The sequence below is a fragment of the Fulvivirga sp. genome, from assembly GCF_040218215.1.
Taxonomy (GTDB): Bacteria; Bacteroidota; Bacteroidia; order Cytophagales; family Cyclobacteriaceae; genus Fulvivirga.
In genome coordinates, this window is the sequence record NZ_JAVJQL010000015.1 from 99207 (window position 1) to 115114 (window position 15908).

Sequence of the window (15908 nt, forward strand, 5' to 3'; positions counted from 1 at the left end):
ATGAGGTTGTTTCATTTATAATTTACTAAATCAATTTTATAATTACCGTAAACTTGATTTCCTCTGATCCTCAACTCGTCTTCGTTTGCAGCCAGGATATGAGGTTTAAGTTTTTAACGTCTTTCGTTCTACCGTAACTTTAATCAACCCATTCCACTACAGCGAAGGTTACGAAGTGCAGCTTGGCCTGGTTCCGAATTTTATATTTTATGCTCATGTTTTAGCTTCAACTATTTATACCGAGTCACAGACTCTGGTTTTCATTTTAAAACACTAGTCACAGACTTGCGCTAGTTGGGAGAAAATTCATAGTCTTAAATTAGTTTAAACCAATTTAAATTCCTTTAATCTGCCAAATTCATTAACTTGAATTACCATGGCTGTTACCGAAAAACAAAAACAGGAGGTTCGTCAACTACTCATTGAAGGCCGTAAGATCGAAGCCATCAAATACATTCGTGAAAACTTCGGGCTTGATTTGCTCCAGTCCAAAACGCTGGTTGAGCATGTTGAAGCTGATATAGAGCCGTGGGAGTTTAAAAACGCATCCCGATCAGCACCTGCTAAACCATTAAAAGCAGGCTGTGCTGGTAAGGGTATAGCCATAATTTTTGGATCCATTGGCGCAATAATGTTGAGCATTGCCATTTACATATATTACACTGATGCTGAGCAAATAGAAAGAAGTGAGTTGGTTATTGGAACTGTGGTAAGCAACCCATCACAACCCACAATTGAGTATGAGTATAAAGGAGAAACCTATCAATATCACTCAGACGTGCAGTCCAATCCGCCAAGTTATGATATGGGTGAGGAAGTAGAGGTTTATGTGGATACTGACAACCCCAATAATGCTATAATCAATACCATTACCGAAAGGTGGTTTGCCATTATTATTCTTGGAATAATAGGAACCGTTTTTACTGGTGTGGCCGCGCTCGTTGCGCGCCTGATGTAACTTTCAACAACCTGAATTTGCCGTTGACATTACTAATAAGTATTAATATCACATTACCTACCGTCCATAAATAAGAACCTGTTGTTTGTCGAATATCTGTAACCATACCTTTGCGATTCAGTAATAGCTAGGGTAACAATCGAATGCATGAGGCGCAAACTCACTTTATTAATCTCACTATTTTCAGTAGTAGCAGCTTTTGGACAGACAGAAGAAATAAACAGAAAGCTATATACTACAGCAAGGATTGAAGGTGAAGCGCCCAGAATAGACGGCCTGTTAAATGATGAAATCTGGGAGACTGTAGAATGGGGAGGCGGGGATTTTACCCAGCGACAGCCAAATGATGGCGGGCCTCCCACCGAACAAACCAAGTTCAAGGTACTTTATGACGATAAGAATATTTATGTAGCCATCAGGGCCTATGACGCTGACCCTGCAAATATTGTTAAAAGGCTTTCGCGCAGGGATGGGTTTGAAGGTGACAGGGTAACTGTATTGTTTGACAGCTATAATGATAAACGAACGGCCTTTTCATTTACCGCAACTTCTGCAGGTGTAAAGGGAGAGGAATATGTTTCCAACAATGGTGATGATTGGGATGAAAAATGGGATCCTATCTGGTATTTGATGACCTCAATAGATGAAGAGGGCTGGGTGGCAGAAATGAGAATTCCCTTAAGCCAGCTCAGGTTTGCTGATCAAGCTCAGCATACATGGGGCTTTCAGGTGATGCGCTATTATTTTAGGAATGATGAACGGTCTAACTGGCAGCATATTCCACAAAATGCGAATGGTTTTGTACACAGGTTTGGTGAAATCAATGGCATAAATGGGATCAGACCTCAGAAGCAGCTTGAAATACAACCTTATATCGTGGCTCAAACAGAGACCTATGAAAAGGAAGAAGGCAACCCATATGCCACGGGTAAAGGTTCAGATGTCAATGTTGGTCTTGATGCTAAAATTGGTGTCACCAGTGACATCACTTTAGACCTTACTGTTAATCCTGATTTTGGGCAGGTAGAGGCAGATCCATCACAGGTGAATTTATCCGCATTTCAGTTATTTTTTCCCGAGCAGCGCCCATTTTTTATTGAGGGCAGTAACATCCTTACCTTCCCTACTGGCGGGCGGGAATTTGACAACTTATTTTATTCGAGAAGGGTAGGAAGGCGCCCGCAGGGCAATGTTGATACCGATATGGATGGTGATGATGGTGTGGAAGAATATGTAAACAGTCCTAATAACACAAGAATATTAGGGTCTATGAAGCTGACCGGTAAAAACAGGAATGGCTTTTCATGGGGAGTATTGGAGTCTGTAACTAAAGAGGAATATGCAGAAATTGACAGCCTAGGAGTTAAACGAGAGCAAGTTGTTGAGCCTATGACCAACTATCTGGTTGGCAGGGTGCAGCAGGAGATCAATCAGGGCGAAACCATTGTAGGAGGTATGGTAACAGCCACAAATAGAGGTGATCTTAAAGGTCTGGATGGACTTACAAAAGAAGCATATTCTGCAGGAGCAGACTTTACCAAATTTTGGATGGAACGTAAATATTTTGTTCGTGGTAGAGTCCTGGCCAGCCAGGTAAAAGGAGGTACAGCATCAATATTGAATCTTCAGGAAGCCTCAGCAAGATTTTATCAACGTGAGGATAACCATTATAGAAAAGTGGATAGCACCCGCACTGAAATGAGTGGTACCGCTGGGTCTATGACTTTTGGAAAAGCCAGTGGAAACTTTGTTTACGAAGTGGGGTCATCTTGGAGCTCTCCGGGGCTGGAGTTAAATGACATTGGTTTTTTAAACCAAACAGATCAGGTTGCACAATGGCTGTGGGGTCAATATCGTAAACTGGAGCCTTTTGGAATATTCCGATCAGCGAGAACCAATATCAACATATACCAAAATCAGGATTTTGGTGGGGAATTAAGAGGCCGGGAGGTTAACTGGAACGGGCATGCGCAATTCAAAAACTTTTGGCGAATGAGTAGCGGAGCATCGGCTACACTTTATCAAGCCTCCAATGCAGACCTTAGAGGTGGCCCATCCATCATATATCCAAAAAGTTATGATTACTGGGTTTGGGCTTCTTCTGATGATAGGAAAAAGGTGGTGGTTGAGTTAAACCCATGGTGGGGTTGGGGTGAAGATGGTTATTCTAAAAACTCAGGTTGGTGGTGGTCATTGGGGCTGAGACCTTCAAATGCATTAAATGTCAGGTTTGTGGGTAGTGTAAGCTCCAGGGACAATGAAATGCAGTATGTTAACACTGTAGACAGCAATGGGCAGCCGCGATATATCATTGGCAATATTCATCAAAGAACCTATAATTTATCTATGCGTGTCACTTATGTGCTCACGCCAAACATGTCGATCCAATACTGGGGACAGCCTTTTGCTGCTTCTGGAGCTTATTCAAATCTAAAAAGGGTCACTAATTCTACACATGATGAGTATCAACACAGGTTTAACACAATCTCAACCTCACTGGACATGGTTGATAACACCCTGGCGGTGGATGAAAATAATGATGGCACTACTGACTACACTATTGATAATCCTGATTTTAACTTCACACAGTTTCAGTCAAATATGGTAATGCGCTGGGAGTATAAGCCGGGTTCAACCCTATTTCTGGTATGGACACAAAATATCTCTGAAAACCCAACAGTAGATAGGCACTCATTTGATCATTTAGCTAATTCATTGTTTGACAAGCAGCCCAGAAATATATTCCTGCTTAAATATACTTACAGGTTTGTGCTCTAAGCACTCAGTTTAGAGACATACAAATCGATGAATTCCTGAATTCTTTTGAGACGGTATTGCATCACCCAGCGGGGGTGTGGTAGTGGTTCTATGCTTTCGAAAAAGTGATGTTTGGCATTGAGCTTTTTTAAATAAGCAATATTTTTTCCCATACCCAAACTGTAAGCGATGGGCTTGGCACCAAACTCAAGTTGTTTTTTCATCTCGGCCACAATATAAGGCTCAAGTGCTTCCTCCAGTTCTTTAATGTCATAGTAGTTGAGGTTTTTGCCCTCCATAACAAAGCCCAAAGGAGAAACAGATGTGAAATAGTTGTTGCTATAAAAACTATCTGACCCGCCATATGCATTAATCATCTGGTAAATAAAATTGGAAGACAGCTCTTGTTTCGAATCAAATGAATTGTCAATATCCAGCTCACTTTTCAAGCGAATTGGATCAGTAAAGGGGATGCCCGTGGTTCCGCTGCCCAATCTGCCCGGATTTATGCCAATTAAGAAGGTGCGCTTATTCGTATCATTAAAATACTTGCGGTTATATATTCTGACAGCTTCCATTACGTTATCTTCTTTGAACGGGAAAAGTGTCTCCACCTTTTTTGGAAGTTTATCAGGCGGATTCAGCTGTTCATAAAATTCAATAACCTTTTCTCCGAATGTCATCGTATAATTTATTGTTTTGTACAGAAGTGGTGTTAACTAACTTTATTACGTCATTGTGGAAATTTTCTTTTTAAATTTCACAAAAAGGAAAATTCTCTGCAATCTCTTAGGTTACACTTTAAAATAGACAATAATTATTTAACCAATAAAATTTAAAAGTGCAGATGGACAGTATGAATATGCTAATTGTTTTTGTGGTTGTGGTGCTAATCCTTCAAGTAGCCATGTTTTTCATGATCAGGGCTAAGAAAAAGAAGGAGCGTGAGAACAGTGTGATAGAGAAATACAAAATCAAATCAGCAGGTGATGCCTTTAAACTGATGAACGACAGTGCTATACCAGAGGAGGATAGATTGAAAATTGAGCAGCTCTATAATGGGGAGTAATTAATTCAGTTGCTACATTTTTTAGCTCGTAATTTAAATCTATTCACAAAGTCAGTAAAAGAGGAGCCGTCCTCTTGCTCATAGGGATTAAAAATATTGAGTTTTTGCTTTACAAACCTGTCCTTTCCATTAAGCACAAATGAGTACTTATTTATAAACTCGATTTGCATTTTATTACCTGGTAGGAAATCAGGTTTACCTAAGGGAGTAAAAAAAATGGAGTCTTCAGCAAAATGATAAAAACTGTGAATTTGGTTAAACCCATCATTGATTTCAAGAAGGTTATTATATTCCATTCTCTCATTACCAAAAAAATGAAATTCGTAATACTTGCCATTATCACAATAACTCCATACACCATCTAGAATTGGTCTCGTCTGGCAGTTGGCAAGAATGATTAAAGACAAAAATAAAATGATGACCTTATTCATTGTCAAAACAACCCACCCTTATCAGGCTTAAACTTCGAGTTTTTAAAAATTAGCTGAGGGTCTTCAATCATCATCATGTCCTGAAAATCAGTGTCAGGATGCTCCTCCATGTATTTATTTACTATCTGCCAGCCGAGCCACTGACCTAATCTGCCGGGCGCTTTTTCACCTATTTCAAAAGTTTTAGGCCTGTCTTCAATGTATTTTTTCTTCACCATATGGTTGGTCTCAAAGAGCAGTTCATTCTCCACAAAGTGTGTCCATATAATATCAACATTTGCTCTTGATCCCTCAATCTCCTCACGGGTATACCATATTATGGTGCTATCAGGCACGCATGGTATCATTCTTTTGGTAAAATAAAAGGCCTTACCATAAGCCATCATGTCACTCAATATGGTTTTGTCTTTAACATTGGTGGCATTATAATCAGGGGAAATACCATTTAGCAGCATGATTGAAGGTACTATATATTCGGGGGCATAGCGTTTTAATATATAGTTATACATGCCAATAGGCCTAAACTTTGCCCCCTCGCCAAGGTAATAATCAAGGCCAATAACCACCAAGGTATCGGAAACATAAAGGTCAAAATCAAAACCAGTGGCCACGGTTTTAACTTTTGGGATAGTCACATCAGGATAATAATGTTTCAAATGGCTGTAAGCGGTATTTAGCTCTGCTGTGAGTTCAGATAAATCCCCAAACACCCGGTCAATCTCCATCTGAAGTGTATCAATATGCGGATTACTGAATTTCTTCATCAGTCCATCAAGCATGAGCGAGTCGTTAGGGTATGTGCCTTTATTAAGGAAATAGGTGGTGATAATGGGGTTGGCAATTAAAAAAGCACGGAGCGAATCCCTGTTATCAATATCTAATAATTTGTTTTCAAGTCGTTCAATTTTAATATCAACAGGATTATTGATATCTGGCTGAAATACACACTCATTATATTCGTTATCTCCGCATGAAGACAATAAAACCAAAGCCACAAACACACAACACAAAAATGCTTTTTTCATCATCAAAACTATTCCCTTATTTTGTATCATCCTACGCTGTCATTTTTTCCGTTATCCCTGAATAAGTTGTGGCATAGTTGGAAAATCAAACCTTGCTCCCTGCCGGGCAAGTACATATCAAAATTGATTTTGTAACTTGACAAAGTAGGACTAATATTGATTGTTTATACAACTTCGCTAAGTAACCAAAAATTATGTTCTTATGAGAAAAAATCTGCTTCTTATCCTTTTATTGTCACTATCGTTTTCGGCTTTTTCTCAGTACAAAATTGGCTTTCAGTTCTCACCAATACTATCATCAAACAGAATTGATTTTACTTCGGATGTTTATGATCTTGAGACTGATGGTACGGGCCTAAAAATAGCGACTGGACCATTTGTAGACATACAACTTACAGACAACTATTATTTTAATGTTGGAGTATTCTACGCTTCTAAAAGAGTAGGAATTGAGCAAAGAGATAAGGTAAACACAGGCACACCACCAACCAAAGAGGAGTATAACCTGCAGTACGTTCAAATTCCCGTTTCGATGAAATTGTATACCAATGAAGTTTCGTTGGATAAGCGCATTTATTTCCAGTTTGGTGCCGCACTGGAGTTTAATGTAGAAGAGAAATTAAAGGATAATGTTATAGTGGAGGACTTCAGGTTATTTGACACCTCACTACTGGCTGGCCTTGGTATGGAATACCAGATAGGCACTTCCACCATGGTATTTGGTGGAATATCCTACCACCGCGGATTGGTGAACATAATCAGTGAATCCGTTGACGGACTTGGAGGTGATTTAGCAATGAAAAATGACTATATCGCCCTGGACTTGGGAATTAAGTTTTAAACGTGAATTAAGTCTCTGACGCATTGGTCAAATCCTCCAAGAATGACTCGATTTGAGTCTCTGACTTACTTAGTTCGTGATTAAAGACAATTGTATTAAGTACTATTATTCCGATTGGGATAAGGTAGCTAAATGACCCCAAGGACAACTCAAATAATACCAAGAAGATAAATATTGGCAATCCAATGTAATTAATTGCGAAATAGATGGAGGGATTAAAGCATACTTTGAATTCATTAGTTTCTTTGTTTCCTACACCAGAAATCTTAATAAAAGAACGTCTATAACCAAGCCATTTATTTATAAGAAGAGACACGACAAAACGGTTATTTTTTTTGTCTGTTTTTCCTATCCATTTTTTATCAGAACTGGTTTCTTGAAGGATTAATCTTGGGGATAATATTTCCGATTTGTGAGAGCTTAACTCCATATATATAATAGGATCTCTATTAAAATCAGAAAGTTTATAAGATAGCGTTAAAATTGCCATATAGCAGCAATTAAAGGAATCAAGCAGACTTCCTATTGGTCATATCTACAATCTGTCTTCTGGCAAAGGAAGGATCGTAGTTATTATAAAAACCAGAAAGTATTCTGTGCGCAATGTGGGAATAGATTAATTCCTGATCACTTTTACCTTCTTTACCCTGCCAAAACACTCTTCTCGGGTGCTTCTTCATGTCTTCAATATACTCCACGGCATGCTCATACTGCTCAGGAGTAAATGTTAATTTAAATGTCGTTTCTACAGTCTCCATAACTAACCAAGCATTAAAAATAATTGAAAATTTAAAAAATTTAGTGATAATTAAACAGCATTGCAAACCAAAAAGTTGCGATTGGAGCCCAAATTGGCCGATATCGGGCATGAAATGGTAAGTTTGTCCGCATTGAACCGCAAACGTTCGCTTGTTAAAAAATTGTATATTCGAAAAATAAACTAAAACCGTAAGAGTCATAGATAGCATTCATCTCAACTTTAATAACAGCTCACTTTGGGTGCTTAACCTGTGCCTTGCCATTATCATGTTTGGCGTAGCGCTCAATTTAACAAAAGCGGATTTTACGAGCCTTTTGAAATCACCTAAATCAGCGCTGATTGGTATTTTCTCTCAATTTATAGCGCTGCCCTTAATCACCTTTCTTTTGATCATTTCGCTGGAGCCACAGCCGAGCATAGCATTGGGTATGATGCTGGTGGCGGCTTGCCCTGGTGGTAATATCTCTAATTTTATGGTGTCGCTCGCCAAAGGTAATGTGGCACTTTCTGTAAGTCTAACCGCATTTTCCACCCTGGCCGCTTTATTGCTTACCCCACTCAATTTTGGGTTTTGGGCAAGTCTATATGAACCGACAGCTGCCATCATGCGGCAGGTAAGTATTGATGGCGCTGAAGTATTAAAAGTCATATTGCTCAGCCTTGTGCTTCCGCTAATTTTTGGAATGCTGTTAAGACAAAAAAAGCCTCAGACTGCAGCGCTTTTACAAAAATGGCTCAAGCCATTGTCCATCATCATTTTCGTGGCTTTTGTGGTCATCGCCTTTTCAAACAACATGTCCATTTTCCTGGAGTTCTTTCAGCTTATAGTATACCTTGTGCTGATTCATAATGGGTTGGCATTTATTAGCGGTTATGGCCTGTCTACCTTATTTAAACTCTCAGATGAAGATCGCAAGTCAATCACCATAGAGACCGGAATTCAAAATTCGGGGTTGGGGCTGCTGATCATTTTCACATTTTTTGATGGACTTGGCGGTATGGCCATGATCACTGCATGGTGGGGCATTTGGCACATCGTATCGGGCCTAATTTTGAGTAGTTATTGGTCTGGCAAAACAAGTTGGCAGTCTGCATGATACATCGCCTTTTCTATTATTTACTGCTTAACTACGTCAACCTTGGGTTGAACCTGTTTTTTAAAAAACTGAAGGTGGTTGGCAGCAGTAATATTCCTGACAAAGACCCTGTAATTTTTGTAGCTAATCACCAAAATGCATTAGTAGATGCGCTGCTGGTAGTTACTCAAAATAAGCGCAAAACACATTTTGTAGCCCGAGCGGATGTTTTTAAAAGGCCTTTTTTAAAAAAGTTACTGACACTCATATATATGATGCCCATTTACAGAATCAGGGATGGAAGGCACTCGCTGTTTCTAAATGATGAAATTTTTGAGCGATGCAAGGAGGTGTTGTTGAAGGGAGAGGCGTTTATGATTTTCCCGGAAGGAAACCACAGCTTTGACAGAAGGCTCAGACCATTGAGTAAAGGCTTTACACGCATAGCCTTAGGGGCACTTGATGTTAACAGAAATTTGAATTTGAAGGTAGTGCCTGTGGGTATTAATTATACTCATCATCAGAAGTACAGAGGTAGTGTGAGCCTTTATTTTGGTGACCCAATTGATGTAAAAAAACTTTATACTGGAGATTTCAAACAAGATTCGCTGAAGTTAAAAGAGGCTGTTGCTAAAAGGTTAAAAACCCTGATTACGCATATTGAAGATCAGAGTACTTATAAGGAACAGTTACAAAGACTGACAGCTACTAACCCAGACTTTCTAAATCCATTTGAAACTAATTTAAGGCTCCAAAATCTGGATAATTATCCACCTGAGCCTCTGACTAAATCTGATTCGGGAATCAAAAAGCTGTTAAAATTGCCGTTTATTTTAAACGCTATCTTGCCACTCAGCATTTGGTTCAGTATAAAAAGAGGCATCAAAGATCCGGTCATGGTCGCCTCTATAAAGTTTTGTGTAGGTATTTTCCTATTTCCTATTTTCTTTACTCTTCAGTCGCTTGCAATAACCTATTGGCTTAGCGATTGGGCGGGTATAGTATACTTCACTGCATGTATGGTTACTATGCCAATGATCAGTTCGGTAAAGTAAAACCAGGTTGAAATTTAGAATGTATAAATTTTTGATTTTATACTGGCATCATCGAACAGCACTTGAGCATTTAGACTAGGAGCATCATATGGTGCTTTTGGCAAAACACTAGGGTTGGTAGGGTAAGAACCACCTTCAAACTTCAGTTCTTTTAATTCACCTTCGCTTCTTACCAGTAATAACTTCCAACCATTTTCAGTTTTAGGCTCTACATAGATGGGGGCATTCATTACAGTAAATTGTGTAATGGTATTAAAATTGGCATCTAGTAGCAAATACGTGCATCCACCGCTTCCGCAAAAGAAAGTTGATTCAAACCGAAGTAGTATCTCATCCACACCATCTTCATTTAGGTCAATTTTATAAAACTGATACTTTCTGTCTTTTTCAGTCATTATTTTAGCTTCTCTTTTCAGATAATCTGAAATAAGATACTTGTTGATATCTATTGCCAATTTATCATCAATAGTTTGCGGGGCATAAGCGGCCATATTCACAACAGGCTTTAGTCCAATTACCTCTTCAAGAAATTTTTCAGTTTCAGTTTGTACTGCTTCCACAGCCCCTGATGTTAGATGTGACCCAATAACATGATGCCCTGCCTCTGGAAAAACCACCTTTCTTTTTTTATCATCTGGTGTGGCAAGTTGATCATACATGGTGAGCATAGCAGGTACGGAAACTGTGTTGTCCTGAGCAGCATCATTTTTATAGTAGTATCCCATAAACACAGGGCAGTTGACCGTTTCAAAAGTTTCTGGTGTCATGGTTTCATCAACTAAGGCGCGCAACTCAGTAAGCACTTCAAGTCGGTATTTGTTGGTCCAGTAGTTGGCGCTAATGCTGTCAAGCGGCCACTGATTATAATCTGAGCCAACGACTAGTCTTGCCAGTTGCAAGCCCCAGGGCTTTGTTAGTAAAAATGAACTTTCATCATAAATGTCAATATTGGGAGAGTAAAGGATCAGTCCAGCAATAGCAGGATTGTCTTCAGCCAGATAGAGTCCGTAAGTACCACCTGTACTGGTAGTTAACAATATAACTTTTTCGCCAAGCTGCATACCTATGGCAATGGCCTCTTTCGCGCTTTCCATCATTTCTTCAGCCGTTAAATCGAGCATCGGCTCGTCTTCAATAAGCCCATGGCCAGTAATTCTCGGTAGGTATAAATTAGCTCCATATTTTTTTGCCAGGTTTTCATGAATAGGGGCACCCTCTTCTTGACTGGCTGAAAAGCCATGAAGGTAGACCATGCTATATTCTGTTTTTGTTGGTACTGAATCGTACCAAATTATCCGCCCTTCATTGTCTGGTTTAATATTTGGAATGGCCGCTTCTTTTTCATCAACAAATTTTTCAAGTTCATATAGGTCCGATGGGACTGTAGGTAGGTCTTTAGTAAGAGGAGCAATATCAACACTCGGCCCAGCTGCATAACCTATAGCTAGTACAGAAATGCTGATCAAGACCCATTTTAAGGTTTTCATAATTATATGGAGGTTAGGATATCAACAAACTTTTGAACGTCATTTGAATCATTGTATAAATGAGGCGATACTCTGATAGCATCACCACGAACCGAAACGGAGATTTTGTTTTCACTCAGCTTTACCTTTAATTTTTCCATTCGTGAAGCATCAGCAGATCGGATACCAAATAAATGGTGTCCACGATATTTTTCAGACTCGATTGTATAGCCATGATTCATTAGAGCAGTATTTGCTTCAGCCAAAAGTTGTTTGCAGTATTCCTGGATATTTTCAACACCCCATTGATTGATTTGTCTGATAGACTCCAGAAGCATAGGAACCAAAATGAAATTGCTATGTTCACCCACCTCATACCTTAATGCTCCGTGTTGATAGTCGTCATTATAGTTTACAAGACCAGCAAAGTTTTCACTCTCAAATCTATTGATCCAGTTTTCTTCTAAAGGCACACCGTTGTCAAAGGCTTCACCAAAATATCCGAGTCCAATAGAGTAGGGCCCTAGTAGCCATTTATAGCCTGCACAAATTAGTGCATCGGGTTTAATTTTTTGAATATCAAAAGGTAAAGCGCCTATGGACTGCGTACCGTCAATGATTAATAAGGCACCAACTTCATTGGTTTTTTTACGAATAGCCTCTAAGTCGAATTTTGTGCCATCAGCCCAATGAACATGAGCCATAGCTACAGCTGCTGTTGAGCCATCAATAGAATTTAATATGGCTTCATTCCATGCTTGTCCACGATCAGTTGATTTTGGGGCATTTACGACCACTAGCTGAGCACCATTTTCATCACAAAGTCTTTTCCAAGGGTAATAGTTGCTGGGAAACTGTTCAGCAAGAACGATTATTTTTTGTCCCGCCTTGACTTTGATGTTTTTTACTGCTGTTGAAATACCATAAGACACGGAAGGGATTACGACAATTCTTTTCGGGTCAGGAACATTGATAAGTTTTGCATATTCTGCTCTTAATAACTCTGTATCCTTAAAAAAATCATCGGGAGTTACCTGGACAGGATTTCTCTTAGCTGCTATTCCTATATTGCCTGCATTTTCAACAGATTTCAACAGTGGTGACATGTAGGCACAATTAATATAAGTTGCTTTACCGTCTAATGAAAACAACTCCTTTTGGCATGATAACATTCAATAAAGATTAGTACTTCATAAATTTAAGCAAAGCCATGACTACTGCAAATTTAGTGAGTCTCGCAGGTACTTATCTTTGTTATTATTTTTGCTCCAGTAGTCAGTGTTAAGTGTTTTATCTATGGTTGCCGTAGTCGTCAGTAATTTATTTCCAATACCTTTGAATGTTTCTTCCCAGCCTAATATTTTATAAGGGAATGTGCTTTCAAATTCTATTTTAAGCGTTCTGTCCGGATATATTATTGTATAAGAGTTGATAGTGTCCTTCTCTTCTAAAACACCTTGCACTTTTACAGCCTTTAAATTTTTGTGAAGTAGCCTGGTATGAAAGAGGCCTGGAATAATATCAAATTCTCCAGTAGGCAAGGACTTGTAGTCTAGCCTTATTCTGTTCCAAAGCTCATCTTCCAATAGGGCTTTGTCCAAATTAAAATTAGCATCCCCTTCCTGCTCAAAATAAGAGTAAGAAGCCAACTCATATTCATTCTTTTTAAGATTCATCTGACTAAACACATGACCACACCACTCTTGTGAGCTCATAGTCACTTTAGGTGTGTTGGGATATTTATTTAATTCAACGGGCGTGAAAGCAGACAGCATCATGGAATAAGGATAAATGCCAGTTGTAAATTTTTTAGTAAAATTTAGTTTTAAAACTGTCTGCTTGTCTTCTCCTGCTGCTTCTCCATTGTCAAGCTTTACTTGCTTCTTCTTAGAAAAGGGCTCGGTAACGAATATTAATACAGCCTTACCATCATGCACCTCACCATATCTTGACTGTTTCAAATTGTATGAAACGAGCTCGGCTTTTCCGGCATACCAATAGTCAGCAAACTCAGGAGTGGATACTGATGATATCGCCCTGTGGTTTGAGTTCGCCTTTTTCTGGCAACTGGTGACTGAAAGCATTAGAAAACTTGAAATAAGAGCGGCTCTGAGTATTATTGATAACATGATTTTCTTGGGTTAAAACAACTAAACACCAAACTATTGAATATGATTCTAATAGTTCAATTTATGAATAATGGGAAGATGATTAAATCCTTATATTTACGCCTTTAAAATTTAAAATGAACAATAGTAACTACACAGGATATAAAAGCAGATGGATATTGCTTGGTGCGCTGGCAGTAGCTTTTCTATTTGCTTCCACATATTCCTTCGATAACAAACTTGCTTTGTTGGGTGACAATGCAAGCTATTATTCACTTGGAAAATCCATCGCTCAAGGCGAAGGATATGTTGATATCTCCAAAATCTCTAAAAGTCCAAATAACCATTACCCTCCGGGCTATCCTGTTATCATCAGCACTTTTCTGATATTTTCAGAAAGTATTGTGGCTATAAAAGTCTTGAATGAAATTTTTCTCGCAGCTTCATTATGGCTGGTCTTCTTATTGGTCACCAAAATTTCTGAAAGTTATATTCTTGGGTTTGTTATAACCTTAACAGCTATTTTCAATAGCCACTTGTTATTCTATTCATCATTGATCATGTCGGAGATACCGTACATGTTTTTTTCGTTGCTGGCGATCTATTTTTATGGAAGAATAAACTTTGAAGGCAATTATTGGAAAGATAAGAATTGGATAATAGTTGTGTTGGCTACAATAATGGCTTATTATGTCCGGTCACTTGGCATAGCCTTACTGGCAGGATTCTGTTTACATATGTTGCTGAATAAGCGAATCAAACTAATGGGGGCCTTTATAAGTGCTTTTGTCATAGGTGCTTTGCCTTGGTTTATCCGTGGGCAAAGTATGGGAGGGGCATCTTATATGAATCAACTTAAGTTGATTAACCCGTACAATCCCGGATTAGGTGATGCCTCCATGTCAGATTTTATCGATCGTGTTTTAAACAACTTTTCAAGATATGTAACAAGAGAGATCCCTGACTCCATTTTCACATTCGGCCCGGATTATAGGGCTCCTATCAGTGGTGTAGCGTGGGTGTTTGGGTTAATACTATTGATTTTAATAGGATATGGAATTTACAAGACCAATAAATATCGATGGACATTAGTTGGGTACCTGCTTGGCACTTTTGGTATTTTGATGATTTGGCCAGAAGTGTGGATAGGAGTAAGGTTCATCGTGCCAATAATTCCAATATTGTTTTTTGGTTTATTCAACGGAATACTACAATTGAAGAGGTCAATGGCTGAAAAACCTGCTTTGCAGTACCTGGGTTTGGGTTTATTACTGATAACCGCAAGCTCATTTGTCAAACTCCATGAAACAGCCAAAGCACCTTTTCCACCGGCCTGGCAAAGATATTTTGAGGTGGCTCAATGGATGAAAAACAATGAAAAAGGCAAAGTAGTAGGCTGCGGTAAACCGTCATTATTCTACACCTATGCAGGTGATAATTTTACTATGCGGTACAAATTTACTCAAGATGCAGCCGAACTTCTTGCACATTTGGAAAGGCAGAAAGTTGATTATGTTGTAATTGATCAGGTTTATGGAAACACTCTACAATATCTGTTGCCCGCAGTGCGCCAATATCCTAATAGGTTTGAGCAGGTACTGCACCTCAAAAATCCTGATACCTTTCTATTAAAATTTAAAAGATGATTGTAGAGAAGTTGTCCATTATAATTCCCGTGTACAACGAGGAGAAAACCATACACCTAATCCTCAACAAAATAAAGGATGTTGAAATCAATGGGAACATTGAGAAGGAAATTGTTATGGTTAATGATGCATCAACCGATAACTCTGAAGATGCAATAAAAAACTACATAGAATCTAATAAAGAGCTTGGGATAAAATATTTCAGCCAACCTAAAAATATGGGCAAGGGAGCGGCTTTGCATAGAGGTATAGCTGAAGCCACCGGTGAATATCTGATAATTCAGGATGCTGATTTGGAGTATGATCCCAGAGAGTATAACATCTTGCTAAGGCCTGTTTTAGAAGACATGGCTGATGTAGTTTACGGCAGCAGGTTTATTGGGGGCAACCCGCATCGTATATTATTTTTCTGGCACTCAATTGGCAATGCAGTACTTACATTTTTATCAAACATGTTTACCAATCTTAATTTGACAGATATGGAAACATGCTATAAGCTGATGAAAACTTCAGTTGCCCAGGGTTTAAAGTTAAAGGAAAAACGCTTTGGTTTCGAGCCCGAAGTCACGGCTAAGCTCTCAAAAATAAAAGGTATTAGGATTTATGAGGTTGGAATATCATACTATGGCCGTACTTATGCAGAAGGCAAAAAGATAAATTGGCGCGATGGATTCAGGGCAATTTATTGTATATTAAGATATAACCTGTTTTAACCA

General features: G+C 38.8%; 16 protein-coding genes. 8 read left to right on the forward strand and 8 right to left on the reverse strand.

Annotated features, from left to right (window positions below; genetic code table 11):
- Positions 1 to 376 precede the first annotated feature (376 nt).
- Both RIB54_RS11855 and RIB54_RS11860 read left to right on the forward strand, forming a co-directional pair.
- The gene (locus RIB54_RS11855) at positions 377 to 958 is read left to right on the forward strand and encodes a DUF3592 domain-containing protein (RefSeq protein ID WP_350068236.1); all 582 of its coding nucleotides are present in this window, start codon (positions 377 to 379) and stop codon (positions 956 to 958) included.
- 147 nt (positions 959 to 1105) lie between these two features.
- Entirely contained in the window at positions 1106 to 3736 is a 2631-nt protein-coding gene (locus RIB54_RS11860; RefSeq protein ID WP_350101102.1) for a DUF5916 domain-containing protein, read from the forward strand.
- Here RIB54_RS11860 and RIB54_RS11865 read toward each other — a convergent pair.
- The gene (locus tag RIB54_RS11865; RefSeq protein ID WP_350101103.1) at positions 3733 to 4398 is read right to left on the reverse strand and encodes a uracil-DNA glycosylase family protein; all 666 of its coding nucleotides are present in this window, start codon (positions 4396 to 4398) and stop codon (positions 3733 to 3735) included. The genes RIB54_RS11860 and RIB54_RS11865 overlap by 4 nt on opposite strands.
- A gap of 164 nt (positions 4399 to 4562) precedes the next feature.
- On the opposite strand from RIB54_RS11865, the gene RIB54_RS11870 reads away from it, so the two are divergent.
- Positions 4563 to 4784 (forward strand): hypothetical protein, encoded by a 222-nt coding sequence (locus RIB54_RS11870; protein WP_350101104.1) that lies wholly within the window; start codon positions 4563 to 4565, stop codon positions 4782 to 4784.
- A 5-nt stretch (positions 4785 to 4789) separates the two neighbouring features.
- On the opposite strand, the gene RIB54_RS11875 is transcribed toward RIB54_RS11870, so the two are convergent.
- The gene (locus tag RIB54_RS11875; RefSeq protein ID WP_350101105.1) at positions 4790 to 5215 is read right to left on the reverse strand and encodes a hypothetical protein; all 426 of its coding nucleotides are present in this window, start codon (positions 5213 to 5215) and stop codon (positions 4790 to 4792) included.
- Between the two features lie 2 nt (positions 5216 to 5217).
- On the reverse strand, positions 5218 to 6240 hold the full coding sequence (gldB, locus tag RIB54_RS11880) for a gliding motility lipoprotein GldB (RefSeq protein WP_502879616.1): 1023 nt from the start codon (positions 6238 to 6240) through the stop codon (positions 5218 to 5220).
- A 202-nt stretch (positions 6241 to 6442) separates the two neighbouring features.
- Here gldB and RIB54_RS11885 point away from each other — a divergent pair, with 202 nt between their 5' ends.
- A complete protein-coding gene (locus RIB54_RS11885) occupies positions 6443 to 7081 on the forward strand; it encodes a porin family protein (protein ID WP_350101107.1) in 639 nt (212 codons plus the stop codon).
- 7 nt (positions 7082 to 7088) lie between these two features.
- Here the strand turns inward: RIB54_RS11885 and RIB54_RS11890 are convergent, their stop codons facing one another.
- Together RIB54_RS11890 and RIB54_RS11895 are read right to left on the reverse strand one after the other, a co-directional pair.
- Positions 7089 to 7571 carry a hypothetical protein gene (locus RIB54_RS11890; RefSeq protein WP_350101108.1) on the reverse strand — a complete coding sequence of 161 codons (483 nt, stop codon included), beginning with the start codon at positions 7569 to 7571 and terminating at the stop codon, positions 7089 to 7091.
- A gap of 19 nt (positions 7572 to 7590) precedes the next feature.
- On the reverse strand, positions 7591 to 7839 hold the full coding sequence (locus RIB54_RS11895) for a hypothetical protein (protein WP_155182425.1): 249 nt from the start codon (positions 7837 to 7839) through the stop codon (positions 7591 to 7593).
- Positions 7840 to 8080: 241 nt separating this feature from the next.
- On the opposite strand from RIB54_RS11895, the gene RIB54_RS11900 reads away from it, so the two are divergent.
- Together RIB54_RS11900 and RIB54_RS11905 are read left to right on the forward strand one after the other, a co-directional pair.
- Positions 8081 to 8938: a bile acid:sodium symporter family protein gene (locus tag RIB54_RS11900; RefSeq protein ID WP_350101109.1), complete on the forward strand. Its 858-nt coding sequence runs from the start codon at positions 8081 to 8083 to the stop codon at positions 8936 to 8938.
- Entirely contained in the window at positions 8935 to 9972 is a 1038-nt protein-coding gene (locus RIB54_RS11905; protein WP_350101110.1) for a lysophospholipid acyltransferase family protein, read from the forward strand. Before RIB54_RS11900 ends, RIB54_RS11905 begins: the two co-directional genes overlap by 4 nt.
- A gap of 14 nt (positions 9973 to 9986) precedes the next feature.
- Here RIB54_RS11905 and RIB54_RS11910 read toward each other — a convergent pair whose 3' ends face one another.
- From RIB54_RS11910 to RIB54_RS11920, 3 genes are all read right to left on the reverse strand, one after another.
- Positions 9987 to 11459, reverse strand: coding sequence for an alpha/beta hydrolase (locus RIB54_RS11910; protein WP_350101111.1), 1473 nt, complete (start codon positions 11457 to 11459; stop codon positions 9987 to 9989).
- Positions 11460 to 11461: 2 nt separating this feature from the next.
- Positions 11462 to 12544: an aminotransferase class V-fold PLP-dependent enzyme gene (locus RIB54_RS11915; RefSeq protein ID WP_350101112.1), complete on the reverse strand. Its 1083-nt coding sequence runs from the start codon at positions 12542 to 12544 to the stop codon at positions 11462 to 11464.
- 108 nt (positions 12545 to 12652) lie between these two features.
- Positions 12653 to 13567, reverse strand: coding sequence for a hypothetical protein (locus RIB54_RS11920; protein ID WP_350101113.1), 915 nt, complete (start codon positions 13565 to 13567; stop codon positions 12653 to 12655).
- Positions 13568 to 13683: 116 nt separating this feature from the next.
- On the opposite strand from RIB54_RS11920, the gene RIB54_RS11925 reads away from it, so the two are divergent.
- Both RIB54_RS11925 and RIB54_RS11930 read left to right on the forward strand, forming a co-directional pair.
- Positions 13684 to 15192, forward strand: a complete 1509-nt coding sequence (locus RIB54_RS11925) for an ArnT family glycosyltransferase (RefSeq protein WP_350101114.1) — start codon at positions 13684 to 13686, stop codon at positions 15190 to 15192.
- Positions 15189 to 15905, forward strand: a complete 717-nt coding sequence (locus RIB54_RS11930) for a glycosyltransferase family 2 protein (RefSeq protein ID WP_350101115.1) — start codon at positions 15189 to 15191, stop codon at positions 15903 to 15905. Before RIB54_RS11925 ends, RIB54_RS11930 begins: the two co-directional genes overlap by 4 nt.
- Positions 15906 to 15908: the final 3 nt, after the last annotated feature.